The organism is Enterobacter asburiae (assembly GCF_001521715.1).
GTDB lineage: Bacteria > Pseudomonadota > Gammaproteobacteria > Enterobacterales > Enterobacteriaceae > Enterobacter > Enterobacter asburiae.
The window spans coordinates 3827970-3852165 of sequence record NZ_CP011863.1 but is presented as its reverse complement, the minus strand read 5'-3'; the positions used below and the strand labels follow the sequence as shown (position 1 = coordinate 3852165).

Sequence of the window (24196 nt, the reverse complement as noted above, 5' to 3'; positions counted from 1 at the left end):
AGCAAAAAGCCGGATGAATATTATTTGTAAAAACCACTGCCTTTAATTGTTATTATTGATATGGAGTTGTTGATGAAAAAGATCGTTAAATGGTGTGCTGCTGCCGTATTCGTTGGCGCGCTGGCAGGCTGCGCGCGTACCGCGCCAATCGCTCAGGTTCACTCTATTGTAAGCACAGGCCATACTGCCGATCAGGTAAAAACGGCAATTTTGAAAGCTGGTCAAAAACGCGACTGGATCATGACGGAAACCGGCCCGGGAATGATTAAGGGGCGTCTGCAGTCACGCGATCACTCGGTCCAGGTGAGTATTCCGTACACGGCAACAAGCTATTCAATCAACTATGAAAACAGCCTTAACCTGAAAGCGGCAGACGGTAAAATTCACAAAAATTATAACCGCTGGGTGAATAACCTCGACCACGATATTCAGCTGAACCTCTCCTCTGGCGCCGCGCTGTAATATTTTTCTAAAGTCGGGCCGCGTATGGCCCGATAACCTCTCTTTATTGCCCTCAAAGGTTACGCAGTCATGTACGAAAAGGACACACTCAGCGCACTGGATGCCATTACCGAAGCGCAGCGCATCGCCTTTGCCCCGATGTTATTCCAGACTGCGCTTTGTCTGCGTAACTCAGGCGTTCTCGCCTGGCTCGATAAACAAGGTAAAGAGGGGGCAGGCCTCGAGGAAATAACCGAACACAGCACGCTCGGCAGCTATGCCGTCAGCGTACTGCTGGATATGGGATTAAGCGGTCGAATTGTTACCCAACAGAATGGACGTTATTTCCTGGCGAAAGTGGGCCATTTTTTACTGCACGACGAAATGACCCGCGTAAATATGGATTTCACCCAGGACGTTTGTTACCAGGGGCTATTTCACCTGGCGGACGCCCTGCAGGAAGAAAAACCGGCCGGATTAGCCGTGTTTGGCAACTGGCCAACCATCTACCCGGCGTTATCCCAATTACCTGCTGCGGCGAAAGAGAGCTGGTTCGCCTTCGATCATTACTATTCTGACGCCGCTTTTGACGCTGCTTTGCCATATATATTCGCAAGCTCGCCGACAAAATTGTACGATGTGGGCGGAAATACGGGTAAATGGTCGTTACGCTGCTGCCGCTATGACGAAAATGTTGCCGTGACGATCCTCGATCTGCCGCAGCAGATAGCGCTGGCGCAGGAAAACATCGCAAAAGCAGGTTTTTCTCATCGTATTGCATTCCATGCTGTCGATATGCTTAGCCCAGCAACATTGCCGGGTGACGCCGACGTCTGGTGGATGAGCCAGTTCCTGGATTGTTTCTCTCCGGATCAGATTGTCGCCATGCTGACGCGCGTCGCACAGGCTATGAAGCCAGGCGCACGTTTGTGCATCATGGAGCTTTTCTGGGATGCTCAGAAATTTGAAGCAGCCTCTTTCAGCCTGAATGCCACCTCGCTCTATTTCACCTGTATGGCGAATGGTAATAGCCGGTTTTACAGCGTAGAGAAGTTTTATCGCTACCTGGAGAGCGCAGGTTTCAGCGTTGAACAGCGGCTGGACAACCTTGGGGTCGGTCATACCCTGCTGATATGCACCAAACGTGAACAATAGAGCAGCTTAGCTGCCCGGGTGGCCCAGCCTGCCCTTTGAATACGGTTATTTTTCGCGGACGCGCGTAGATGAAATTTTCACTGAACATTATCGACTGGCAGGCAAGAGCGCCAGGACTCAGCGATGCCACAGAGTGGCAGGCGTGGTCGCGCCTGCAGCTGACCGTCGATCCAGCGGCCCCGCTTCCCCGCCTGACCGCTTTACCCATGATGACCGCGCGCCGCCTCAATTCAGGCAGTAAGCTGGCGGTGGATATTGGTCTTGCCATGCTGCAAAACCACGCCATTGATGCCGTCGTCTATTCCAGCCGCCACGGCGAGCTGGAGCGCAACGACCGTATTCTGCATGCTCTGGCGACCGGGCAGTCCGTTTCACCCACCGATTTCGCGATGTCCGTGCACAATTCCGCGGTGGGTAATCTCACGATCACCGCACGCCAGGCCATCGTCTCGTCATCTATTTCTGCCGGACTGGACACCTTCCAGCAGGCCTTATGTGAAGTGCTGAGCCTGCTGCAGGCGGGCTATTCCCGCGTCCTGCTGGTCGATTTTGACGGCGCGCTGCCGGAATTTTACCATCCAGCGTTACCGCCGCAGATGCCCACCTGGCCCTACGCGCTGGCGCTGGTGATTGAATCCGGCAACGGAATGCAGTGTGAAACCCGCAGCGGCAGCACGGGTGAAGAACCTGCCCTGCCGCAAAGCCTGATGTTCCTGCAGCGCTATCTCAGCGAGGAACGTCAGTTTGTGGTGCCCGGCGAACGTTTGCTGTGGCAATGGACGCGCGCATGAACCGCCTGGCTGCCCGTATCAACTGGCTATGGCGTCTGGCGATGACCGGCTTCTGCTTCGCGCTGTTTGGCGTGGGCGGGCTGTTGCTGTCGCTGGTCTGGTTCAACCTGCTGCTAATCGTCCAGCGCGACCGCGCCAGCCGTCGCCGCCTGGCGCGTCGCAGCATTGCGGCCAGCTTCCGCTTCTTCCTGACCGTGGCGCGCAGCCTCGGCGTACTGGACTATCGCATTCACAATCTTGACGCGCTGCGCAGCGATCGGGGATGTCTGGTGGTGGCTAACCACCCCACGTTAATTGACTACGTGATTCTGGCGTCGGTGATGCCGGAAACCGACTGTCTGGTGAAGAGCGCGCTGCTGCGCAACCCCTTTGTCAGCGGCGTTATCCGCGCGGCGGATTACCTGATTAACAGCGAAGCCGAGCCCCTGCTCGCGGCCAGCCAGCAGCGTCTGGCTCAGGGCGACACGCTGTTAATCTTCCCGGAAGGCACGCGTACCCGGCTTGGTGAGGCTATCTCCCTCCAGCGCGGCGCGGCAAATATCGCCGTGCGCTGTAACAGCGATCTGCGGGTGGTGCTGATCCACTGTAGCGAACACCTGCTGGATAAAAAAAGTCGCTGGTATGATGTACCGCCAGAAAAACCCGTTTTCACCGTGGATGTCCGCGACCGCGTGAACATCAACGAATTTTACGATGCAAATGAACAAGAACCGGCGCTGGCGGCAAGGCAGTTAAACCGGCATCTACAGCATCGATTAACATCAGGCCTTCAATCTTTGTCAGGAATTAATGATGCAAGCGCTGGTAATGACTCCAAATTATTGATAGTGTTTTATGTTCAGATAATGCCCGATGACTTTATCATGCAGCTCCACCGATTTTGAGAACGACAGCGACTTCCGTCCCAGCCGTGCCAGGTGCTGCCTCAGATTCAGGTTATGCCGCTCAATTCGCTGCGTATATCGCTTGCTGATTACGTGCAGCTTTCCCTTCAGGCGGGATTCATACAGCGGCCAGCCATCCGTCATCCATATCACCACGTCAAAGGGTGACAGCAGGCTCATAAGACGCCCCAGCGTCGCCATAGTGCGTTCACCGAATACGTGCGCAACAACCGTCTTCCGGAGCCTGTCATACGCGTAAAACAGCCAGCGCTGGCGCGATTTAGCCCCGACGTAGCCCCACTGTTCGTCCATTTCCGCGCAGACGATGACGTCACTGCCCGGCTGTATGCGCGAGGTTACCGACTGCGGCCTGAGTTTTTTAAGTGACGTAAAATCGTGTTGAGGCCAACGCCCATAATGCGGGCGGTTGCCCGGCATCCAACGCCATTCATGGCCATATCAATGATTTTCTGGTGCGTACCGGGTTGAGAGGCGGTGTATGTGAACTGTAACTGCCATGTTTTACGGCAGTGAGAGCAGAGATAGCGCTGATGTCCGGCAGTACTTTTACCGTTACGCACCACCCCGTCAGTAGCTGAACAGGAGGGACAGCTGATAGAAACAGAAGCCACTGGAGCACCTCAAAAACACCATCATACACTAAATCAGTAAGTTGGCAGCATCACCCGAAGCCGCTTAAGTCGTGTTTGTCGAAGGTGTTCATAAGATGTCTCCTTTGTTTTGATGAGACGATCGTACCCCTTCAAAAAATGAATGAATAACGCTATGTTTTAATCAAAGTCATCCAAATTTTAGATAAATTATGCATAAGACGACGCTGGAACAATGGGCTTTACTGGAAAGAGTGGTGGAAGCGGGCAGTTTCGCCAAAGCCGCGGAAGAAACCCACCGCAGCCAGTCCTCGGTGAGCTATAACCTGTCGCTGCTGCAGGAGCGGCTCGGCGTGGCGCTGCTGGTGCCGGAGGGGCGACGGGCGGTGTTAACCCCGGCCGGAGAGCTTCTTCTCAACCAGGTTAAACCGCTGCTGAAAGCGTTTTCGTATGTTGAGACGCGCGCAGCGACCCTTCGCAACGGGATGCGCACGCGGTTAGATCTGGTGGTGGACTCCATTTTCCCGCGCCGCCGCCTGTTCGCTATTCTTCGTCAGTTCCAGCAGCAGTATCCGCAGACTCAGGTTCGTCTGACAGAGGTGCTGGAAAATACCCGCGCCGACGCCATTAACGACGAAGCCGATGTGATGGTCTTAACCCGCCGCCAGGACATTACCGGGCTCGGCGAATGGCTGATGAATATCGACTTTGTTGCCGTGGCCCATTCCCGGCATCCCCTGTTTCACCTCGACGCGCCGCTAAATGATGAGATGCTGCGCCCGTGGCCGCTCATCCAGATTGCGGACAGCCAGCCCGCCGCGCGTGCTGCCGGCGAGTCGTGGACCTTCTCCACCATCGATGCCGCCATAGAGGCCGTCGTCTCCCAGGTCGGCTACGGCTGGCTGCCAGAGGAACGTATCCAGACCCAGCTGGATCAGGGCGTACTGAAGCGCCTGCCGCTGAGCCACGGCGCGCGCAGGGCAACGCCGCTTCACCTGATTGTAAAGCGTTCCCTCGCCCCGCTTGATGAGCAGGTTGAGACGCTGTTGCGCCTTTTTAGCCAGGAGCCGTCATCCTCACCTGCTACGCTTTAAGGTCCGAACGTTTAAACGAGAAGGAGCAGATGATGAAAATCGACTTTGCGGGGAAAGTGGCGCTGGTGACCGCCTCAACCGGCGGGATCGGGTTCGCCATTGCCAGAGGTCTGGCAGAAAGCGGTGCGGAAGTGATCGTCAATGGCCGCAGCACGGAATCGGTGAATAAAGGCATTCAGCAGCTCCAGCAGGTGGTGCCGGGCGTACAGGTGCGCGCCGCGATTGCCGACCTCAGCACGGCGGAAGGGGTCGAGTCGCTTCTGAAGGTAGCGAATAACGTCGATATTCTGGTCAACAACGCCGGGATTTACGGTCCGCAGGATTTCTATGCCACCGACGATGAGACCTGGGAGCGTTACTGGCAGACCAACGTGATGTCCGGCGTGCGTCTGTCCCGCGCCCTGCTGCCGGGTATGGTGCAGAAAGGCTGGGGACGCGTGGTGTTCATCTCCTCCGAGTCGGCCTGCAATATTCCGGCGGATATGATCCACTACGGCGTGACCAAAACGGCGCAGCTCTCGCTGGCGCGCGGGCTGGCGAAGTTCGTGGCGGGGAGCGGCGTGACGGTCAACAGCGTGCTGCCGGGCCCGACGATGTCAGACGGTTTCGCAGAGATGATGAAAGATGAAATCGAAAAAACCGGCAAATCGCTGGAACAGCTGGCGAAAGAGTTTGTGATGGCCAACCGCCCCAGCTCGGTTATCCAGCGTGCGGCAACGGTTGAAGAGGTGGCCAATATGGTGATTTATGTCTGTTCGCCCCAGGCCTCCGCCACCTCGGGCGCGGCGCTGCGCGTCGACGGTGGCGTCGTGGATGACATTATCTGAGGCTGTCAGGCCGCGCTGCCTGCAATGCGACGGGCGGTAATGTAGTGTGCTTGCCAGTAATCATCCGTCAGGGTTGAAACCGTTACGCCCTGACTGGTTGAGGCATGAATAAACTGGTTTTTGCCAATATAAACGCCGACGTGCTTGCGGTTCGGGCCCGTCTGGAAGAAGACCAGATCGCCGGCTCTCAGGCGGTATTGCGCGACCTGCACGCCGCGATGGATCTGTTCACTCGTCGTGCGCGGCAAATTAAGATGCGCCGCATCGGTGAACAGGTGCTGCATGAGCGCGGAGCAATCCACCCCGCGATGCGTAGTTCCGCCCCACCGGTACTGGGTGCCTTTCCACTTCTGGTATTGGTCGAGAATACGCGAGCGCAGCGGGCCTGTTTCCTGATGCACCAGCGCAGATTTCGCCGGTGATGCTGCCAGTTCACTGTTCATCGATAACATCGACGCTGGAAGTTGAAAGCTGAACGCAGAAAACGAAGCAAAACTTAACGTGAGGATTGAAATAAGCGATCTAAGAGTCATATCAAGAAAGAAGTAGTGAGTGAGTTTTTCCTTACCTGTGGGGCCCAATGGTTCCCCTAAATATCTTGCGATGTGGCGATAATATAGACAGTTCGTTTTTTCACCAATTGTTATCGAGGCCAAAAATGGATTCACTTTGAGATCGCAAGATTGAGAAAAAAAGAGTGGTGATATAAGGACTGTCCAGCTAAAGCAGGTAAACTGATCCGCAGAATGTGTATTTCAGCTAAGACGTATTTATGACCAATATGATTGCCGACGAGACGGTGGCAAAATCCAGCGTGCTCTCTGTCTTTGACTTTGACGGGACATTAACGCACCACGACAGCTTTATTCCTTTCCTGCGTTTTGCCTTCGGTAAACGCTACTTCGCGGGCCGCCTGGTGCGCATGGCGCTGCCCACGCTCCACTGCGTGCGTCGCAAGCTGACGCGCGATGAGCTGAAGGAAGTGCTGATTAAAACGTTCCTGACGGGCGTGGATGAACACTGGCTGCGCCAGCAGGCGGAAGCCTTTTGCGAAAAATACTGGAACAAGCTGATGCGCCCCGAAGGGGTTCTGGCGGTGGCGGCTGAGGTAAATTCCGGTGCGGAGGTGACCATCTGTTCCGCATCCCCGGCGCTGGTGCTCCAGCCGTGGGCTGATAAGCTCGGCATTAAGCTGATTGGCACGCAGCTGGAAGTGAAAGACGGCAAGCTGACGGGGCGCATTACGGGCAATAACTGTCGCTGCGCCCAGAAGGTGGCGAGGCTGGAAAAAGTGTATGGCGATCTGAACGCCTATCACCTGCGCGCCTGGGGAGACACCCGCGGCGACCACGAGCTGCTGGCGGCGGCGCAGGATCCGCACTGGCGGCACTTCCACCACCCGCGCAAGCGTCGGAATTCACCGATTAAGGGTTAGGTGCGGTCTGGTGCCCTCACCCCGGCCCTCTCCCACAGGGAGAGGGAGAAAAGCGGTACATCAGGCCTCACGTTTCCCCGGGAACATCACGCTCGCAATAATCCCCAGCGCCAGCACGCCAAGCACCACAAACAGACTGGCCGTGGCGCCAATGCTGTAACCGTGATGCCAGAAGTGGTCGGTGGCATTTAATCCCAGCTTGAACGCCACGAAGAACAGCAGCAGCACCACGGCTTTCTCGAGGTGCACCAGATATTGCTTCAGCGCTTCCAGCACGAAGTAAAGCGTACGCAGGCCGAGAATCGCGAACATCATGGCGCTGTAGATAATCAGCGGCTCGCGGCTCACGGCAATAATGGCCGGCACGGAGTCAAACGCGAACATGACGTCAGAGAGCTCGACGACGGCTACGCAAAGCAGCAGCGGCGTCGCATAGCGCTTCGCCTTCTTCACGCGTCCGACCATCACGTCCTGGTTTCCGGCTTTTCAAGCTCCGCATCCACCTCTTTCTGCGTCAGAATAAAGGCGTTGCTGCTGATTTTCGGCCAGACCGGATAGAAGCGCTTCACCAGGCGATAGGCGAGATGACCCGAGTAATCTTCCACTTCGTCGCTCTCTTCATTGCGTCTGAGCATCATCACCGCCGTCCAGCCGACGACCAGCGCGAAGATCACCTCAACGTACGGCCCCAGGCTTAACAGGCTGGTGCCGATAGCCACAAAGATGCCGCGGAAGACAATCGCCCCCAGTACGCCCCAGTAGAGCACGCGGTGACGGTACTTATCCGGCACGCCGAACCAGGCGAAGATCGCCATCATCACGAACAGGTTATCGACGGAGAGCACCTCTTCCAGCGCATAGCCGGTGAGGAACAGGCTCGCCATCTCGGCGCCGTGGTGAACATACAGGAATCCGGCGAAGGCCATCGCCATCATGACCCAGAAAATGGACCACATCGCCGCGCTTTTCAGCGAGACGGGTTTATCGTGACGGTGCATAAAGAGGTCGATAAACATCGCCCCAACGGCCATCACCACAAAGACAACAACGGTTTCCGTCGGGAAACCGAGATGAGCAGCAGACATACAAAACCCTTTTGGCAGACAAAACACAACACCATGCAAACTGGCGTAAACCAGGAACAGAAAAGGGCGGGCCGTTAATCAGCCTCTTCGCCCTCAAATTCGCGGCCTTCTGGCCGCGCAAGGAGGAGTACTTTACCTTACCCGACGGGGATCGCGCATCTGCCGTTTAGGCGCTCATGCCGCGCAAACGCTGCAGCACCGCCACCAGAACCGCCACGGACCAGCCCACCATCAACGCGCCCACCAGCCCTTCCACACCGCCGATGAGCCGCCAGTGCTGGGGTAACGTGACGTCGCCGTATCCTACCGTCGCGTAGCTGACCAGTGAAAAATAGAAGCTGGTGTTCCAGTCATTAAACGCGTCGATGACAAAATAAAACGCAGCAAACAGTCCGGCCTCAAGGAGGTGGGCAAAGATCATGGAGATCACGATACCGACGTTGCGTAACACGATGCGTACCGCAGAATCGACTTCTAACCTAATGAATTTTAAAACGCCAAACATCCACAGCGAATGGATCACCACGGTTAGGGTAAGCAAAATAATAATACTGAGTAGCTGCATGATGCGTGCTCGACCAAAAGGAATATGGCCCCACTAACGCGGCGGGGCACCCGGTCGAAGCTTAGTTGAACGGCGAGGAAAAGTTGGTGCAATAATTGCGTTGCGTGATTATTTCCATTACAGAACCTCCTCTTTGCCGCTGGTTCGGCTGCTGTGAACGATATATCTGAAGCGCACTATCTGTGAGTCACCTCTTATTTACATCATTTAAACCTTCCATTAACTGGATAAAAATAACGCGCCGTCGCTATAGTGGTTTTGTTTAATAAAACTGAGTTGTACCTAATAAAACAAAGAACAAACCCTGCGAGGACACAATGACAGAACATTTACGTAACGGCGCGACCGCCACCGAGGACATAGAAAGAGAGACGATGCGGAAGGTGATCTGGCGTATTCTCCCGTTTCTGATTGTCAGTTACCTGGTCTCCATTATCGATCGCGGGAATATCGGCATGGCTTCGCTGCAGATGAATGAGGACCTTGGCCTCAGCAAAGCCGCGTTTGGCTTCGCCAGCAGCCTTTACTTCGTGGCCTATTTTTTGTTTGAGGTACCCAGCAACCTGGCCATGCAGAAAGTCGGCGCCCGGCTGTGGATCCCGCGCATTATGATCAGCTGGGGCATCGTCTCCATGTGTATGGCCCTGGTGCAGAACACCACGTCGCTCTATATCGTTCGTTTTCTTCTCGGTGCTGCAGAGGCGGGCTTCTTCCCGGGCGTCGTGCTGTATCTGACCTGGTGGATCCCGTCCCGCTACCGCGCACGCATTATTGCGTCCTTTATGGTCGCCATCCCGCTCGCTAACTTCATCGGCTCCCCGCTTTCCGGATTGATACTGTCACTGGATGGCTGGCTGGGCCTTCGCGGCTGGCATCTGCTGTTCATCATTGAAGGCTTGCCGGCGGTGCTGCTGGGTATTGCAGCCTGGTTTATTCTCCGGGATCGCCCTCATCAGGCGAAATGGCTCAGTGATGAACAGAAAAAGTGGCTGGAAACCACGCTTGAGACCGAGCGTAGCCAGCAAAAGAACATTGGACACCAGACGACGTGGCAGTTGCTAAAGCATCGCCAAATCTGGCTGATGGCGCTGATTTACGCGGGTGCATCTTCTGCGGGCACCACCATCAGCGTCTGGTCTCCTCAACTGCTGAAATCCTTCCATCTCGATAACCTGGAGACAGGTCTGTTTAACGCCATTCCTTACGGTCTGGCATCGGTTCTGATGATTGTATGGGGACGGAATTCCGATCGTACCAACGAACGCCGCTGGCATACCGCACTCACGCTGTTCATGATTGCCGCCGGCGTGTTCGCCGCCTTTGTAAGCGTCTCGCTGTCTGCCACGATCGTTATCCTCAGCATTATGCTGATAGGCGCTTACTCAATGAAAGGGCCTTTCTGGGCGCTGGCGTCCGGTTGGATGAGCAGTACCTCAGCAGCGGCGGGACTGGCCGCGATTGGCGCCATCGCAAACCTGATAGGCGGGGCGGTGATGGTAAACGCGTACGGCATTATCAATGAGCGAACGGGCAGCTACACGCTGGCTATGCTTCCGCTGGCCGCGCTGTGCGTGGCTGGGGCATCGCGGTGCTCATTATGGGCCGGCAGGCCCGCCGCGCTCAGCTACACGAAAAACAGGTCACGCATTAACGATGACAGAAGCGGGACATTTGTCCCGCTTCGGCGTTTAAAGATTTTCTTCCGCCGCGTCGCTCGTTTCACCAAAGAACTGCTGACAGAAGGGCTTACTGGCGCCCATTTTCTGCGACAGACGGCTTGCGGCCGCCTTCATCAACTGCCCTATCTCCTTCTCACGACGATCTTCCGTCAGCCGCGAGATGGGGCCGGTCAGGGCTAACGCCGCAACCAGCTTGTCGTGAACGCCGAAGACAGGCATCGCAAACGCAGCGGTGTGGGGATCGCGCGCGCCTGACGTGTAGAATGGGAGTTCAGCGTCTTCCTCCGGCAGGCTTTCATTGAGCCCCCAATGACGCAATACCTTACTGATGGCCGAATTATCGAGCGGGAACTGGCTGCCGGGAAGATTGCTGTGTCGCAGGCCATGCGACGCTTCAGCGCGAAACAGGCAAAGCCGCTGCCCTCCCTCCAGCACATACCAGCTGGCACTCTCCTGAGACGCCAGGGATAAGGCCTGAAGCTCTGGCTGAACCACCCGGGAAAGATGGAAAGATTGTTCATACAGCTTGCCGAGGTAAAGCAGACGTGGGCCCAGCGCATAATTGCCGTCTTCATGCCTGACGACGTAATTCATCCGTTCAAGAGAATTCATCAAGCGGTAAACCGTGGTTTTGTGATAACCCGACAGCTGTGCCAGCGCGGTCAGCGTCAGGCTCTCATCTCCAGGACGGAAGCAATCCAGTAAAGCCAGCGCTTTTTCAACCGCTACAACGCCTTCATTCCCCATCATTATCTCCTTGTTAGCCCGGCAGTGAGTGTACCTCAAATTTTGTGAGTCACTTCGTGTTTACATCACAAACGCCACCTCGGGTCTGGCTAAAAGGAAAGCAACACCGCTATAGTTGTTTTGTTCTGTACACCTGCATTGTACTCAGTAAAACAATATGGAGGCATTTATGTCCGTTACTGAAAAAAAACCGATTAATCGCCATTTCGAGCGCGTTTCTGCCGAGGACGTTCGTCGGGCTGCCGAGTATCAGGCAGCTATTCTGGCCGACGTGGCCGGTCGCCGCGGTACGCTTCATGGCCGCATCAAACCGCTGGCCCCACACATGTCCGTTGCGGGTCCGGCCATCACCGTTGAAGTCCGTCCGGGTGATAATCTGGCGATTCATGCCGCGATGGCGGTGGCGCAGCCCGGCGATGTCCTGATCGTCGATGGCAAAGGCGACCTGAGCTGCGCGCTGCTTGGCGAAATCATGGCCACTCAGGCTCAGGCGAGCGGCATTGCGGGCATTATTATTGATGGCGCTGTACGTGACGCCGATACCCTGAGCAAAGGTCACTACCCCGTCTTTTCTGCCGGTCTGAACCCCTGCGGCCCGACAAAGTTAATTTCTGGCCGGGTTAATCATCCCATTTCAGTCGCCGGGGCGACGGTTCAGGCCGGGGATCTGGTTGTCGCGGATATCGACGGCGTGGTCGTTATCCCGCGAGATGAGGTTCAGGAGGTTATCGCTCTGGCAAAAGAAAAGCTGGAGATGGAGACCCGGCGTCTTGCTGCCATCCGTGAAGGCGATTTACGTCCACGCTGGCTTGATGACGCGCTTCGTAAGGCAGGTATGTTGAGCGACGGGGAGACGCTGTAATGGGCGGCAAAGACGTAGTTCTGGTTACCGGAAGCGACCTGGCGGAGCAGGCCACGGTCATGTTACAGGGCTTTGAGGTAGTGTTTGCGGGCCGCCAGCCCACAGAAGATGACCTGATCGCGCTGTGTAAACGACACAATCCTGTGGCGATCCTGGTACGTTACGGCAGGATCACCGCGAAGGTCATGGATGCCGCCCCGGCTCTGCAGGTTATTTCCAAGCACGGAAGCGGGATCGATGTGATAGACCAGACGGCAGCGGCCGAGCGCAACATCGCCGTCCGGGCTGCGCCAGGCGCAAACGCGGCGGCAGTGGCTGAACATACCTGGGCGCTGATCCTCGCCTGCGCAAAGTCAGTAGTGCCTCTGGACAAGCGGCTGCGAGACGGGCACTGGGATAAGGCGACGCATAAATCCATTGAACTGGAGGGCTTAACCCTAGGGCTAATTGGGTTGGGTGCTATCGGCTCGCGCGTGGCGACTATTGGCCACGCTTTCGGCATGAAGGTGCTGGCTTACGATCCCTATGCTAAGACCATGCCTGCCCTGTGCGAACGCGCAGAAACGCTGAACGGACTTCTTTCCCGTTCCGATGTCATCTCTTTGCACTGTCCGCTGACCGATGAGAATCGGGGGATGATCAATAGCCAGACGCTCGCACACTGCAAGCGGAACGCAATTCTGGTCAATACGGCACGCGGTGGACTGATCCACGATGAGTCGTTACTGGCGGCGCTCAGGGATGGCACGCTGCACAGCGCCGCGCTGGACAGCTTTACCCACGAGCCGCTGACCGCGCCGCACCTGTGGCAGTCCGTAGAAAACGTGGTTATTTCACCGCATATTGGCGGCGTTACCGCAGCGTCATATATCAAGATGGGGACCGTGGCCGCGAGCAATATTCTTGCTGTGACGGACGTAACCACCGTCAGCCCATAAAGCCAACCGCGACGAGTGGCTGTGCTCTTATGTCACTTGTCTTCTGCTGTACACAGACATTAAAGTTGTCTCCTTTAACATGAAAAAGACTTTAAAGTTGTCTACTTCTTCAGATAGACCTACTTAACAGGATACTAAGTAGGTCATCTCCTTTCTCGCGTAGCATCTCTCGACGTTCACAGCAGAGGACACGTTTCAAAATGTCATCCAAAATTTTTTTCCATTATCTGACGTTGGGTGATTTTGATGGTCAGCGAGTAGAGGCTTTAACAATGTGGGTTGCCCTGAGCAAAGTAAGGGAAGTAGATGTACCAGAAATGTACGCGTTGCCTTGCATGAAGGGGGGCATCTTAAAGCTCATTGATTAAACAAACTCACTATGCCGCTACAAACAGCCCAAAACCGTCACTTGATAACGTGTTATTTAGATAAATTAATGCTCAGGGCTTTTAGCCAAACTGTCACTTGATGTAAGAATCCAGAACCTTCAGCACAACGTCCAGGTCTTCTTCTCGTTTCTGTTCTTCACTTTCATGAACAATATGTTCAGTTTAATCACTTCACGCAATAAACCATTCACGGCACCACGTATGGCGGCTATTTGTTGCAGTACAGCGGCACATTCGTGAGGTTCATCAAGCATTTTTTTCAGCGCAGCAACCTGCCCCTGGATCTTGCTTGTACGTGCTTTCAGTTTTTGTTTATCGCGGATGGTATGTGACATGTGGGCTCTCACTCTCCTGGATATTTTATGTAACTATACCAGCGTTATTCTACTGGGGGGTAGTATATTTTACTGGGGGGGAGTAGAATCCGGCCTACACTTAATAACCAAGAATGATTCTCATGAACGAATTTACGACACTTCTTCAGCAAGGCAACGCATGGTTTTTCATCCCCAGCGCCATTCTGCTTGGCGCGCTTCATGGACTGGAGCCCGGGCACTCCAAAACAATGATGGCAGCATTCATCATTGCTATAAAAGGCACCGTACGTCAGGCCGTGATGCTGGGTGTCGCGGCAACATTGTCGCACACTGCAGTCGTATGGCTGATTGCTTTTGGAGGGATGTATATCAGTAATAAATTTACCGCAGAATCAGCCGAACCCTGGCTACAGATGGTCTCTTCAGTGATCATCCTTGGTACGGCTTTTTGGATGTTCTGGCGAACCTGGAGCGGTGAGAAAAACTGGCTGGAGGGAATGCAGGAGAATGAACATCATCACCATGACGAAACAAGGTTGATCGATACTGGCCATGGAAAAGTTGAACTGTCCATTTTTGAAGAAGGACAACTTCCCCACTGGCGGCTACGCACTCTTAGTGGCCAAAGATGGGCTTCTGAAGATATCTCATTAACCACACTTCGGGAAAACAGTACGATCTCTCAGACTTTTGAATTTGTTGATCATGGTGATTATCTGGAGTCAACATCTCCCATCCCTGAGCCTCACAGTTTCAACGTACGTCTGTCTCTGGGACATCGTGGTCATGTCCATGACTATGATGTGGCGTTCGCTGAACACGACCATGACCACTCTGAGCTTGATGGGCTGGATGTGAATTCGAAAGAGTATCAGGACGCTCACGAACTGGCTCATGCCAATGACATAAAACGCCGCTTCGACGGGAAAGAAGTAACCAACGGGCAAATCCTGATATTTGGACTGACAGGAGGGCTTATCCCTTGCCCGGCAGCTATAACTGTATTGTTGATCTGCCTTCAGCTTAAAGCGCTTACGCTGGGTGCCACACTGGTTGTTTGTTTCAGTATCGGCCTGGCATTGACCCTCGTAACGGTTGGAGTGGGTGCGGCGATCAGCGTTCGTCAGGTCGCCAAACGCTGGAGTGGCTTCAATACCATCGCCAGAAGAGCCCCCTATATTTCAAGCGCCCTGATTGCTGCTGTTGGGATTTACATGGGTATACATGGCTGGAATGGGCTGGTGCATTAACACCGGTACTGATGACACACACTCTGGGTACTTACAAAGTACATCCTAAGCGCCACCGTTGAGGTTATGAGCAGAAAAACCCGGAATATAAAGCTGCTCTTTCCGGGACTTGTTGCTGAGGCAGGGATTAAGTAACTGATTAAATCCATTCCCATAAGACTCAATGATAAATGAAAGAATAAAAAAAACGCTCCCGAATGGGAGCGTAAGCCAGTGACTTCGGCGTCAAATGAGGGTCTAACAAGTGGAGCTGCGGGTTAATTCTGGGTGATCTGGCTGCGATGCTTTTCAGCCTGCTGCTGATGAATAACGGAAGACTGACCATTATTCGCCTTCTCGTGCACAACAGCGGCTTTTTCATGCTCGTTCATTTCTGAAAATGACGTTGCTGATTCGTTGGTGGCCCCTGGTTTGCCTTTCATCATTTTTTTATGCATCTCCGCCATGTCCTGGTGGGCAGAAGCGTTGCCGTTTTGCATCATTTCATGGGACATTGCAGCCTGATCGTGTCCGCTCATATCCATCATTGTCATACTGTCTCCCTGAACAGCGCTTTTTTCAGAGGTTGACTGCATCTGATGGGCGGGTGCCTGGGCATTATTTACCTGGTCATGCATGTTCATTGTCTCTGCAGCCATGGCGGATGAAGCGACAGCCATAATGGCAACAAATGATACAAGGATCTTTTTCATGGTTGGGTCTCCGGTGTTTTCATACCCAAACAATCAACGGCTTATAACAGAGAAAGCATTTGATCTCAGGGCGGGTTATTCATCACTCCAGGAACCAGGCGATTGCGTTATCACTCTGCTCCTGATTTATGTATGATTATAAAAAACCGCCTCTGTTTATCGCGTGACTGAATGATGACAATTTTGTCACCTTCCAGGTTTCTCCTGAAGAACGGGATTAATCCATTAACAGGCGCACTTTGAACACAATTTCCCGCCCCTGCTGTTCTGCTGACAGCTCGCCGCCGTGAGCATGAATGATCGACCTTGTAATTGATAATCCCAGCCCCGCGCCTTCCGTGTTGTAGAACCTTGATGAGTCTGCGCGATAGAACCGGTCAAACAAACGTTCCAGATTAGCGGGAACCTGGCCGGACATCGTATTCGTAATCATCACGTTCACACAGTCACTGTCACGCTCAAGGTGTATCGCTGTACAGGTGTTATCGGGAGAATACTTGATTGCATTGGAAAGCAGGTTACTGAAAGCACGTCGGAGCATATCGCTGTCTCCGGCAACAACGCCCTCTCCTTCAACCGTGATTGTCTTTCCTGTTTCGTCTGCCAGGGGCTCGAACAACTCACGTAATTCATTCAGTTCGGCTGCCAGATCCACATCATGTTTATCCAGCCGCAGCAGACCATGCTCTGAACGTGCCAGAAAAAGCATGTCACTGGTCATTCGTGACAACCTTTTCAGTTCTTCCAGGTTAGCGAATAAAATTTCGCGGTAATGCGAAACATCCCTTTCCTTAGCCAGTGCAAACTGCGTCTGCATCATCAGATTACTGACTGGTGTGCGCAGCTCATGCGCGATGTCAGACGAGAAATCTGACAGTTTCCGGAATGCCCCCTCCAGGCGATCAAACATATTATTGAACTCCTGCATGGTCTCAGAGATTTCCGGCGGAGCCAGATCGGGATTTAGACGCTGATCCAGGCTGTGTACAGTCATGGAGGAAGCCAGACTGGTCATTTCCCGTAACGGTTTCAGACCAATACGTGTGGTCAGCCAGCCCAGAAAAACAGAAATAAAGACCAGACCGATATTGAACCAGAACAGCCAGGTACTGAGTTTGTCCATAAACAGGGTGTGATACCCAGTATCCGTGGCAACCGTAATGATGACATGTTTGCTTTTACCCTGTTCCGGCGTCACGGCAACCCGCCGCGAGATACTGCGGTACACGGTGTTATTTTCTTCCGTCTGGATCATATAGTCGAGAATATCACCCGACTTATTAAGCAGGACCGCTGGAACAACAGAATTTTTGGCATAGAGTTCAACAATTTTTTCATTTTCCATGTTTTTTATAGAAATGAATAAACCATTGTGCCCTACCATCGCATCGTTTATTTTTTCTGATAATGACTTAATATCCGTTTTGTTCCGGAACGTCTCTGTTTTAAGAAACTCTTCGGTGAGCTGAAGTTTACCTGTCAGAAAATCGCGGTCCTGATTATCGAAATAGCCATTAAGGGTGCTAATCAGGATAAAACTTGATAACCACCATACCGTAAGCATCACCGCAGAAAAAATCAGGCTCAGGCGTGTGGTCAGGGAAATTTTGAACCTCACTCTTCTCTGATCTCCAGGACATATCCGGCACCGCGAACGGTATGGATCAGTTTTGGCTCAAAGTCATCATCAATTTTACTTCTCAGACGTCTCACGGCGACATCAATCACATTCGTATCACTGTCAAAATTCATGTTCCAGACCAGGGACGAGATAAGACTCCTGGGTAACACTTCTCCGGTGCGTTGCAGCAGCAACTCAAGCAGAACGTATTCTTTACCGGTGAGATGGATCTTCTTCCCCGAACGGATCACGGTCCGGCGCACCATATCAACGGTCATATCGGCGATGGTGCAGACTGTTGCGGCCTGCGAGCGTGCCCGGCGCAGTAGGGTTCTTACACGTGCAACCAGCTCCGTAAAATCAAAGGGCTTAATCAGGTAGTCATCTGCGCCAAGCTCCAGTCCTTTCACTTTGTCCCGCACGTTGTCCTTTGCGGTTAAAAACAGGACCGGTTCTTCGTGCCCGGACTCCCTCAGTGCGCTGATGATTTGCCACCCGTCGAGGAAAGGCAGCATCACGTCCAGTATTATCAAATCATACTGTCCCTTCGACGCGGCCCCGAGACCATCGCGGCCATTATTAAAGAGATCGGCCTGATAGCCTTCCTCAACCAGTCCCTGCTGCAGGTAACGACCTGTTTTTTGTTCGTCTTCAACGATTAAAATACGCTGCATGGTCAACTCGCTGATATGAAAGTAAAAATCTCACGCATGAGCTTTGGCTGTCCCCTAGCTGACCTGAGACGGAGCAAGCATTCCGAGCCACGCTACGGCGCCCAGAATGATAATCGCAACAACGAATTCTGTCAGGATGCTGTTTCGCATCAGGGCAACGCTGCGATCATAATTCCCTTCCCTGACCATAACTTCAAGCCGGGGACCCAGGTGAAACCGGTTTGCTGCAGCCAGAAGAAGCATCAGAACAAACAGAGCCGTCTTGGCAAGCAATATCCTCCCCCAGGAACTGTTGAATAAGGGAGTTAAGTTACCCTCAGCAATATACAGATAGTTGACCAGCGCACTCAGGATCAGGGCTACAACAATCACCGTTCCTGCCGTGGCAAATTTTGCCAGGGAGTCAGATATCACAATGACGCTCTGTGCATTATGCTCGTTTCTGCGCATCAGCAGGATAGCAAATGCAACCAGAGCACCTGTCCAGGCACCTGCAGCACCGAGATGGGTCAGATCGCTCAGTAAATGGAGATAGTAATGCAGACCGTCATGCATAACGGCGTGTCCTCCCCAGGCAAGTGTAGCCAGCGCCACGCCCCCACTCATCGTCATCAGCAGGCAGGACAATACTCTCTTATTAGTGTAAAGGAACAAAGCACCGAGTGTGGTAAACAGGGCACAGAGCCTGACAATCCAGCTAATACCCACATCAGTTTCTTCTATCACCATCTCGATAACATGGATGGATAATTCTCTGAGGTCAGTTACTCCACTCATGGCATTAGATACCAGGAGCATATTAATGCCAGTAAGAATGATGCCTGTAACAACAGCAAAGGTTATAAACGACCTGAAATTAGTCAGGTTATAGGTTTCATGTCTGACACCGCTTATTCCATATATCTGAAAAAATGGCAATCCAAATATTACCATCAAATCCAGATAAAGAAGAAAACGAATAACAATCATAATCAGGTCGTTCATAATATTACTTCACTGTAAAGGTGTAATTACCGGTAATAGGGTGCGTATCTGAAGAAACCGCGCGCCAGTCAACACGATAAGTGCCAGCGGGTAAAGGCTCTCGCGGAATAATGACCATAGATTTAGGGTCAGCGCCTGGCGCCACTTTTGCCGCGACCGGCATCGGAGAATGTGATGACATGCCTTTCATACCCGTCATCGTTAATTTTGCACCTGAGAATTTCACGGTCAGATTTTCCGAGAAATTAAGCTGAATCTTTTCCGGGGCCGCTACGGCTGAATCAGCCTGTGGCACAGAGCTTTTTAATTCCGGATGGGCCATAGCAGAGAAAGCGGTAATGACTCCAACTTACTGATAGTGTTTTATGTTCAGATAATGCCCGATGACTTTGTCATGCAGCTCCACCGATTTTGAGAACGACAGTGACTTCCTGCCCAGCCTTGCCAGATGCTGCCTCAGATTCAGGTTATGCCGCTCAATGCGCTGCGTATATCGCTTGCTGATAACGTGCAGTTCTCCCTTCAGGCGTGATTCATACAGCGGCCAGCCATCCGTCATCCATACCACGACCTCAAAGGCCGACAGCAGGCCCAGAAGACGCTCCAGCGTGGCCAACGTGCGTTCACCGAATACGTGCGCCACAACCGTCCTCCGTATCCTGTCATACGCGTAAAACAACCAGCGCTGGCGTGATTTAGCGCCGACGTAACCCCACTGTTCGTCCATTTCCGCGCAAACAATGACGTCACTGCCCGGTTGTATGCGTGAGTTTACCGACTGCGGCCTGAGTTTTTTAAGTGTCGTAAAATCGTGTTGAGGCCAACGCCCATAATGCGTGCACTGGCGCGACATCCGACGCCATTCATGGCCATATCAATGATTTTCTGATGCGTACCGGGTTGAGAAGCGGTGTAAGTGAACTGTAGCTGCCATGTTTTACGGCAGTGAGAGCAGAGATAGCGCTGATGTCCGGCAGTACTTTTACCGTTACGCACCACGCCTTCAGTAGCTGAACAGGAGGGACAGCTGATAGAAACAGAAGCCACTGGAGCACCTCAAAAACACCATCATACACTAAATCAGTAAGTTGGCACCATTACCCATTATCGGGTTTCATTCCCACCGCCCGGCCAATTATTTTTTTAGCATCACAGGTGTCCGTAAACGTGACGGCTACACCGGTCATTTCTTCAATCAGATCCGGGCAGAGATAGTTCTCTATTTCACGTTTGCGCGTGGCGAAGAATACCTTACCGGCATCCTCCACTTCTTTTTTACGTTTCTGAATGGACAGAACCTGTGCAGGGTCTCCCCCAATATCGGAGTCCAGAAATACGCACCAGGGAAGCCCCAGATCGTTGGCCAGATTCAATGTCACCCAGTGTTTGACGCTGCCACACCCTCCTATGAGGACTGGCACTATTTTCACGTCCTCCAGAGAGGCTGGCAACATACCTGACTGTTTTAATGAACTGGCCGCATGCCTCAGGAAAGTGACATCCGACTTTCCCTCTACCAGAACTATCCCCTGCGCCCTTTCCATACCGGTCTCTGGCAGCACCCCCAGGCTTTCAGTGGCTTCCTTCAGCACAGCGTCATCCGGCATTTTTACTACGGGTTCACCCGCCTCATTTCGGGTGACATAACGTACGCCTTCGACAGGGATCAATCCGGCCAGCGCCGGGACATGGGTGGTGACGATAATCTGACGGTGCGGCTGGCCTGCCAGTGCCAGTAACGCTTTCATCAGCATCATCTGATAGTTCGGATGCTGTGACGTTTCAGGCTCCTCTATGGCATAAATCACATTTCTGGGCGTCCCCGCGACATGCTTCTCGGCCTCAGCCCGGAAAAAATTCAACAGGATAAGCCTCCTTATCCCGCTGCCGCGCTTATTGATGGGGATGCCATTTTCCCCGTCCAGGGTGAAACTGAAGGTCCACTTGGGTTTCTCCTTAAATCGTGGAGTCAGTTCACTGGCGAGTTCGGGGGCCATTTCACGTAATTTATCCAGCGTTCTCTGTGCGACATCCAGTACGCTGTCCTGGATCTCATTTTCCAGCGCTGTAATTTTGTCCTGCAGCGCAGCCTGAGCGTCTTTTACGGCCTGCTGTAAGGGGTTTTTAGCTTCTGAATCCCCGTCGCTGCTTTCCCTGTCGGCTTTGAAAATCGCATACGTGGGCAGCAAATCGAGGATCTTACCCCATAATGATTTTGTGTCGGTTCCAAACTCTTTATCGACATCCAGCAACATTTCAGAACAGGTATAGGGAGCGGCGGCTTCCCTGATGGCCTGACGCCATAACGATGCAGTGCGTTTATCCGCCACATTTTTTTCAGCTTCTTTTCCCACCGCCCTGAGCTCGGAAATTTTCATTGCCAGTAAGTTTCTCAGGGGCTCCTCTTCGGGATGGATGCAGCGGATGCAGGTCTGCTCCGGTTTTCCTGAGGTCGTTGCTTTAAACGTTTTGACGATTTCAAAATTGCCGTCTTCATTCAGCAGATGTTCTGAGGCGAGCGTGGTCTGCACCCTGTCGTCGATCATGATAAAATCGGGCAGGTCATCAAATTCACAGGCTATTTCAAAACGGCCGTCCCCTTCTCTTAGGCTGAAACAGTTCATGTCATTCTTGTCAGCCTTCATTCCTTCTGTTTCAAAAAAAATAGCCAGCGCTTCCAGAATCGTTGACTTCCCAAAGTCATTACGACCGACAATACCCGTCATGCTTTCATCAATAATGATTTCAGTAGAGTTTCTGTAGCCTCTGAAGTTTTTCAGTTTTAATTTTCTGAGCCGCATATGAAGTCCTGTGTGTAAGAAAGCGTTTTGCTGCAACCTGAATACAAAATATATTTTCAAATGCCTGCCAACATGCAGGGATAACCGTTATTCAGAATATCTTAACGACATTTCTGGATTATGATCTGGTCGCGCTTTCTGAACTTTACTGCTCCTCAAAACACCGGAAGCCAACTTGTGGTTCGATACATGGCTAAGTTAAAACTCCAGAATGATGGGTAATAATTTCAATGCTCATTATATTTTTTGGAACTGACTCATGGCTTTTATGACTTAAATGATAATAATACACATTCTTTGATATTAATTATGTCGTACGGACATTGATAAATTTAAAGGTAGATAGATTTTCATTTACGGATTATTTCCTAAATTCATCGATAATGTGATCGACATAAAATTTTCATTTAAGAGTGAAGAGATAATTTATGGTTGTCCGAAACAGCTCAAACTGGTGTATTTAACATAACAGAAGAAACGAAAGGCTTCATAGCAACCTGATACTTCAGGCCGCTAAGGGGTTAATATTGCTGCAGACAATTAGACCGGGAAGCGCATGGCGTCACCATTTCTCCCGCCTGGCTGGAAGTGAAGAATCATTGTGCAAAGCTCCGTATTCGGGCTTTGCATCTGACAATGGTTCCCTGGATGAAAGTACGATCTCCACTCCAAGGACGCTGAACACTCTAAACAAACGCTCAAAACCCACACTTGCAGGGTTGGCCTCCAGTCGGGCATAAGTTTGCTGTGTTACACCCAAACGTTCAGAAACATCTCTTTGCGTCAGTCCATTGGCTTTGCGAAAGCCGATTAAAACAGGACGCAACTGATTCAAGGTCTTCAAAGCGTATTGAGTGTTCATAAGTGATCTTCCGTATCGACGGGTTAACAAGCACAACGAATGGATTTACAGCAGATAAGCTGTAATACTCATTAACAGACTATAGGCTGTAATACGCCTCTTGCCAAGATTCGGCATCTTTCAAAAACAAGGCCGTGTTGAGTAAGCAGTACTGGTATCTAGCACCCCTGACCACTTTGCTTGAGAGTGACCCAGTGACATTTATCGTGATCGTAGGTCTTTTAGGGAAGGTGCGAATAAGCGGGGAAATTCTTCTCGGCTGACTCAGTCATTTCATTTCTTCATGTTTGAGCCGATTTTTTCTCCCGTAAATGCCTTGAATCAGCCTATTTAGACCGTTTCTTCGCCATTTAAGGTGTTATCCCCAGTTTTTAGTGAGATCTCTCCCACTGACGTATCATTTGGTCCGCCCGAAACAGGTTGGCCAGCGTGAATAACATCGCCAGTTGGTTATCGTTTTTCAGCAACCCCTTGTATCTGGCTTTCACGAAGCCGAACTGTCGCTTGATGATGCGAAATGGGTGCTCCACCTTGGCCCGGATGCTGGCTTTCATGTATTCGATGTTGATGGCCGTTTTGTTCTTGCGTGGATGCTGTTTCAAGGTTCTTACCTTGCCGGGGCGCTCGGCGATCAGCCAGTCCACATCCACCTCGGCCAGCTCCTCGCGCTGTGGCGCCCCTTGGTAGCCGGCATCGGCTGAGACAAATTGCTCCTCTCCATGCAGCAGATTACCCAGCTGATTGAGGTCATGCTCGTTGGCCGCGGTGGTGACTAGGCTGTGGGTCAGGCCACTCTTGGCATCGACACCAATGTGGGCCTTCATGCCAAAGTGCCACTGATTGCCTTTCTTGGTCTGATGCATCTCCGGATCGCGTTGCTGCTCTTTGTTCTTGGTCGAGCTGGGTGCCTCAATGATGGTGGCATCGACCAAGGTGCCTTGAGTCATCATGACGCCTGCTTCGGCCAGCCAGCGATTGATGGTCTTGAACAATTGGCGGGCCAGTTGATGCTGCTCCAGCAGGTGGCGGAAATTCATGATGGTGGTGCGGTCCGGCAAGGCGCTATCCAGGGATAACCGGGCAAACAGACGCATGGAGGCGATTTCGTACAGAGCATCTTCCATCGCGCCATCGCTCAGGTTGTACCAATGCTGCATGCAGTGAATGCGTAGCATGGTTTCCAGCGGATAAGGTCGCCGGCCATTACCAGCCTTGGGGTAAAACGGCTCGATGACTTCCACCATGTTTTGCCATGGCAGAATCTGCTCCATGCGGGACAAGAAAATCTCTTTTCTGGTCTGACGGCGCTTACTGCTGAATTCACTGTCGGCGAAGGTAAGTTGATGACTCATGATGAACCCTGTTCCATGGCTCCAGATGACAAACATGATCTCATATCAGGGACTTGTTCGCACCTTCCTTAGACGTTGTTGCTAACCGGCATCATACTCAGGTGGTAACCCCCAGGGATACTCGGGAAGTGATAATTTAT

General features: G+C 52.5%; 23 protein-coding genes and 3 pseudogenes. 11 read left to right on the top strand and 15 right to left on the bottom strand.

The features are described from left to right. The first annotated feature begins 72 nt into the window (after nucleotides 1–72). From ACJ69_RS18565 to ACJ69_RS18550, 4 genes are all read left to right on the top strand, one after another. Nucleotides 73–462 carry a lipoprotein gene (locus ACJ69_RS18565; protein WP_054830390.1) on the top strand — a complete coding sequence of 130 codons (390 nt, stop codon included), beginning with the start codon at nucleotides 73–75 and terminating at the stop codon, nucleotides 460–462. A 69-nt stretch (nucleotides 463–531) separates the two neighbouring features. Further along, nucleotides 532–1596 (top strand): methyltransferase, encoded by a 1065-nt coding sequence (locus ACJ69_RS18560; protein WP_059347486.1) that lies wholly within the window; start codon nucleotides 532–534, stop codon nucleotides 1594–1596. Nucleotides 1597–1664: 68 nt separating this feature from the next. Further along, nucleotides 1665–2387 (top strand): beta-ketoacyl synthase chain length factor, encoded by a 723-nt coding sequence (locus tag ACJ69_RS18555; RefSeq protein ID WP_047646813.1) that lies wholly within the window; start codon nucleotides 1665–1667, stop codon nucleotides 2385–2387. Beyond that, nucleotides 2384–3271 carry a lysophospholipid acyltransferase family protein gene (locus ACJ69_RS18550; protein ID WP_232248605.1) on the top strand — a complete coding sequence of 296 codons (888 nt, stop codon included), beginning with the start codon at nucleotides 2384–2386 and terminating at the stop codon, nucleotides 3269–3271. Before ACJ69_RS18555 ends, ACJ69_RS18550 begins: the two co-directional genes overlap by 4 nt. On the opposite strand, the gene ACJ69_RS18545 is transcribed toward ACJ69_RS18550, so the two are convergent. Then, a protein-coding gene (locus ACJ69_RS18545; RefSeq protein WP_103215986.1) for an IS1-like element IS1A family transposase occupies nucleotides 3206–3903 on the bottom strand; the annotation gives its coding sequence in 2 pieces (ribosomal slippage) (nucleotides 3206–3654 and nucleotides 3654–3903; 699 coding nt in all). The two genes, ACJ69_RS18550 and ACJ69_RS18545, sit on opposite strands and share 66 nt — an antisense overlap. Before the next feature lie 191 nt (nucleotides 3904–4094). Between ACJ69_RS18545 and ACJ69_RS18540 the strand changes: the two genes are divergently transcribed. Together ACJ69_RS18540 and ACJ69_RS18535 are read left to right on the top strand one after the other, a co-directional pair. Continuing rightward, complete coding sequence (locus ACJ69_RS18540; protein ID WP_032662157.1) at nucleotides 4095–4976, top strand: LysR family transcriptional regulator; 882 nt, start codon at nucleotides 4095–4097, stop codon at nucleotides 4974–4976. 32 nt (nucleotides 4977–5008) lie between these two features. Further along, complete coding sequence (locus tag ACJ69_RS18535; protein WP_047646797.1) at nucleotides 5009–5803, top strand: SDR family NAD(P)-dependent oxidoreductase; 795 nt, start codon at nucleotides 5009–5011, stop codon at nucleotides 5801–5803. Nucleotides 5804–5808: 5 nt separating this feature from the next. Here the strand turns inward: ACJ69_RS18535 and ACJ69_RS18530 are convergent, their stop codons facing one another. Continuing rightward, a complete protein-coding gene (locus ACJ69_RS18530; protein WP_029740677.1) occupies nucleotides 5809–6336 on the bottom strand; it encodes an NlpC/P60 family protein in 528 nt (175 codons plus the stop codon). Between the two features lie 239 nt (nucleotides 6337–6575). Between ACJ69_RS18530 and ACJ69_RS18525 the strand changes: the two genes are divergently transcribed. Next, entirely contained in the window at nucleotides 6576–7238 is a 663-nt protein-coding gene (locus tag ACJ69_RS18525) for an HAD family hydrolase (RefSeq protein WP_014885577.1), read from the top strand. A 60-nt stretch (nucleotides 7239–7298) separates the two neighbouring features. Here the strand turns inward: ACJ69_RS18525 and ACJ69_RS18520 are convergent. Continuing rightward, nucleotides 7299–8323: pseudogene (locus ACJ69_RS18520) on the bottom strand (TerC/Alx family metal homeostasis membrane protein). A 166-nt stretch (nucleotides 8324–8489) separates the two neighbouring features. Continuing rightward, nucleotides 8490–8888, bottom strand: coding sequence for a potassium channel family protein (locus ACJ69_RS18515; RefSeq protein WP_054830325.1), 399 nt, complete (start codon nucleotides 8886–8888; stop codon nucleotides 8490–8492). A 317-nt stretch (nucleotides 8889–9205) separates the two neighbouring features. Between ACJ69_RS18515 and ACJ69_RS18510 the strand changes: the two are divergent. Beyond that, a pseudogene (locus tag ACJ69_RS18510) lies at nucleotides 9206–10539 on the top strand (MFS transporter). A gap of 37 nt (nucleotides 10540–10576) precedes the next feature. Here ACJ69_RS18510 and ACJ69_RS18505 read toward each other — a convergent pair. Further along, complete coding sequence (locus ACJ69_RS18505) at nucleotides 10577–11314, bottom strand: IclR family transcriptional regulator (RefSeq protein ID WP_023309548.1); 738 nt, start codon at nucleotides 11312–11314, stop codon at nucleotides 10577–10579. A 169-nt stretch (nucleotides 11315–11483) separates the two neighbouring features. Between ACJ69_RS18505 and ACJ69_RS18500 the strand changes: the two genes are divergently transcribed. Together ACJ69_RS18500 and ACJ69_RS18495 are read left to right on the top strand one after the other, a co-directional pair. Next, a complete protein-coding gene (locus tag ACJ69_RS18500) occupies nucleotides 11484–12176 on the top strand; it encodes an RraA family protein (RefSeq protein ID WP_047646795.1) in 693 nt (230 codons plus the stop codon). Then, a complete protein-coding gene (locus ACJ69_RS18495; RefSeq protein ID WP_059347485.1) occupies nucleotides 12176–13114 on the top strand; it encodes an NAD(P)-dependent oxidoreductase in 939 nt (312 codons plus the stop codon). The genes ACJ69_RS18500 and ACJ69_RS18495 overlap by 1 nt, the downstream gene beginning before the upstream one ends. Before the next feature lie 461 nt (nucleotides 13115–13575). Here the strand turns inward: ACJ69_RS18495 and rcnR are convergent. After that, nucleotides 13576–13838: pseudogene (rcnR, locus tag ACJ69_RS18490) on the bottom strand (Ni(II)/Co(II)-binding transcriptional repressor RcnR). A gap of 122 nt (nucleotides 13839–13960) precedes the next feature. Between rcnR and ACJ69_RS18485 the strand changes: the two are divergent. Next, nucleotides 13961–15070 (top strand): nickel/cobalt efflux protein RcnA, encoded by a 1110-nt coding sequence (locus tag ACJ69_RS18485; RefSeq protein WP_001001957.1) that lies wholly within the window; start codon nucleotides 13961–13963, stop codon nucleotides 15068–15070. A 257-nt stretch (nucleotides 15071–15327) separates the two neighbouring features. Here ACJ69_RS18485 and ACJ69_RS18480 read toward each other — a convergent pair whose 3' ends face one another. The 9 genes from ACJ69_RS18480 to ACJ69_RS18440 all read right to left on the bottom strand — a co-directional run bounded on the left by ACJ69_RS18480 (nucleotide 15328) and on the right by ACJ69_RS18440 (nucleotide 24056). Continuing rightward, nucleotides 15328–15762, bottom strand: a complete 435-nt coding sequence (locus ACJ69_RS18480) for a hypothetical protein (protein ID WP_000723070.1) — start codon at nucleotides 15760–15762, stop codon at nucleotides 15328–15330. Nucleotides 15763–15979: 217 nt separating this feature from the next. Continuing rightward, nucleotides 15980–17380, bottom strand: coding sequence for a copper resistance membrane spanning protein PcoS (gene pcoS / locus ACJ69_RS18475; protein WP_001211180.1), 1401 nt, complete (start codon nucleotides 17378–17380; stop codon nucleotides 15980–15982). Next, on the bottom strand, nucleotides 17377–18057 hold the full coding sequence (gene pcoR, locus ACJ69_RS18470) for a copper response regulator transcription factor PcoR (protein ID WP_001188930.1): 681 nt from the start codon (nucleotides 18055–18057) through the stop codon (nucleotides 17377–17379). The genes pcoS and pcoR overlap by 4 nt, the downstream gene beginning before the upstream one ends. Nucleotides 18058–18111: 54 nt before the next feature. Further along, nucleotides 18112–18990 (bottom strand): copper resistance inner membrane protein PcoD, encoded by an 879-nt coding sequence (gene pcoD, locus ACJ69_RS18465; protein ID WP_229692861.1) that lies wholly within the window; start codon nucleotides 18988–18990, stop codon nucleotides 18112–18114. Between the two features lie 55 nt (nucleotides 18991–19045). Then, nucleotides 19046–19381 carry a copper homeostasis periplasmic binding protein CopC gene (gene copC, locus ACJ69_RS18460; protein WP_153251311.1) on the bottom strand — a complete coding sequence of 112 codons (336 nt, stop codon included), beginning with the start codon at nucleotides 19379–19381 and terminating at the stop codon, nucleotides 19046–19048. Between the two features lie 9 nt (nucleotides 19382–19390). Further along, a protein-coding gene (locus ACJ69_RS18455; protein ID WP_223274117.1) for an IS1 family transposase occupies nucleotides 19391–20088 on the bottom strand; the annotation gives its coding sequence in 2 pieces (ribosomal slippage) (nucleotides 19391–19839 and nucleotides 19839–20088; 699 coding nt in all). A 50-nt stretch (nucleotides 20089–20138) separates the two neighbouring features. Next, nucleotides 20139–21842 carry an AAA family ATPase gene (locus tag ACJ69_RS18450; RefSeq protein ID WP_059347483.1) on the bottom strand — a complete coding sequence of 568 codons (1704 nt, stop codon included), beginning with the start codon at nucleotides 21840–21842 and terminating at the stop codon, nucleotides 20139–20141. Between the two features lie 562 nt (nucleotides 21843–22404). Then, nucleotides 22405–22704 carry a helix-turn-helix domain-containing protein gene (locus ACJ69_RS24510; protein ID WP_001097217.1) on the bottom strand — a complete coding sequence of 100 codons (300 nt, stop codon included), beginning with the start codon at nucleotides 22702–22704 and terminating at the stop codon, nucleotides 22405–22407. Between the two features lie 371 nt (nucleotides 22705–23075). Further along, nucleotides 23076–24056, bottom strand: coding sequence for an IS5-like element IS5 family transposase (locus tag ACJ69_RS18440; protein WP_000019402.1), 981 nt, complete (start codon nucleotides 24054–24056; stop codon nucleotides 23076–23078). Nucleotides 24057–24196: the final 140 nt, after the last annotated feature.

Coding starts and splice junctions, on each gene's coding strand:
- ACJ69_RS18565 (WP_054830390.1), top strand. CDS start 73: ATGAAAAAGATCGTTAAATGGTGTGCTGCTGCCGTATTCGTTGGCGCG.
- ACJ69_RS18560 (WP_059347486.1), top strand. CDS start 532: ATGTACGAAAAGGACACACTCAGCGCACTGGATGCCATTACCGAAGCG.
- ACJ69_RS18555 (WP_047646813.1), top strand. CDS start 1,665: ATGAAATTTTCACTGAACATTATCGACTGGCAGGCAAGAGCGCCAGGA.
- ACJ69_RS18550 (WP_232248605.1), top strand. CDS start 2,384: ATGAACCGCCTGGCTGCCCGTATCAACTGGCTATGGCGTCTGGCGATG.
- ACJ69_RS18540 (WP_032662157.1), top strand. CDS start 4,095: ATGCATAAGACGACGCTGGAACAATGGGCTTTACTGGAAAGAGTGGTG.
- ACJ69_RS18535 (WP_047646797.1), top strand. CDS start 5,009: ATGAAAATCGACTTTGCGGGGAAAGTGGCGCTGGTGACCGCCTCAACC.
- ACJ69_RS18530 (WP_029740677.1), bottom strand. CDS start 6,336: ATGACTCTTAGATCGCTTATTTCAATCCTCACGTTAAGTTTTGCTTCG.
- ACJ69_RS18525 (WP_014885577.1), top strand. CDS start 6,576: ATGACCAATATGATTGCCGACGAGACGGTGGCAAAATCCAGCGTGCTC.
- ACJ69_RS18515 (WP_054830325.1), bottom strand. CDS start 8,888: ATGCAGCTACTCAGTATTATTATTTTGCTTACCCTAACCGTGGTGATC.
- ACJ69_RS18505 (WP_023309548.1), bottom strand. CDS start 11,314: ATGGGGAATGAAGGCGTTGTAGCGGTTGAAAAAGCGCTGGCTTTACTG.
- ACJ69_RS18500 (WP_047646795.1), top strand. CDS start 11,484: ATGTCCGTTACTGAAAAAAAACCGATTAATCGCCATTTCGAGCGCGTT.
- ACJ69_RS18495 (WP_059347485.1), top strand. CDS start 12,176: ATGGGCGGCAAAGACGTAGTTCTGGTTACCGGAAGCGACCTGGCGGAG.
- ACJ69_RS18485 (WP_001001957.1), top strand. CDS start 13,961: ATGAACGAATTTACGACACTTCTTCAGCAAGGCAACGCATGGTTTTTC.
- ACJ69_RS18480 (WP_000723070.1), bottom strand. CDS start 15,762: ATGAAAAAGATCCTTGTATCATTTGTTGCCATTATGGCTGTCGCTTCA.
- pcoR (WP_001188930.1), bottom strand. CDS start 18,057: ATGCAGCGTATTTTAATCGTTGAAGACGAACAAAAAACAGGTCGTTAC.
- pcoD (WP_229692861.1), bottom strand. CDS start 18,990: ATGGTAATATTTGGATTGCCATTTTTTCAGATATATGGAATAAGCGGT.
- ACJ69_RS18450 (WP_059347483.1), bottom strand. CDS start 21,842: ATGCGGCTCAGAAAATTAAAACTGAAAAACTTCAGAGGCTACAGAAAC.
- ACJ69_RS24510 (WP_001097217.1), bottom strand. CDS start 22,704: ATGAACACTCAATACGCTTTGAAGACCTTGAATCAGTTGCGTCCTGTT.
- ACJ69_RS18440 (WP_000019402.1), bottom strand. CDS start 24,056: ATGAGTCATCAACTTACCTTCGCCGACAGTGAATTCAGCAGTAAGCGC.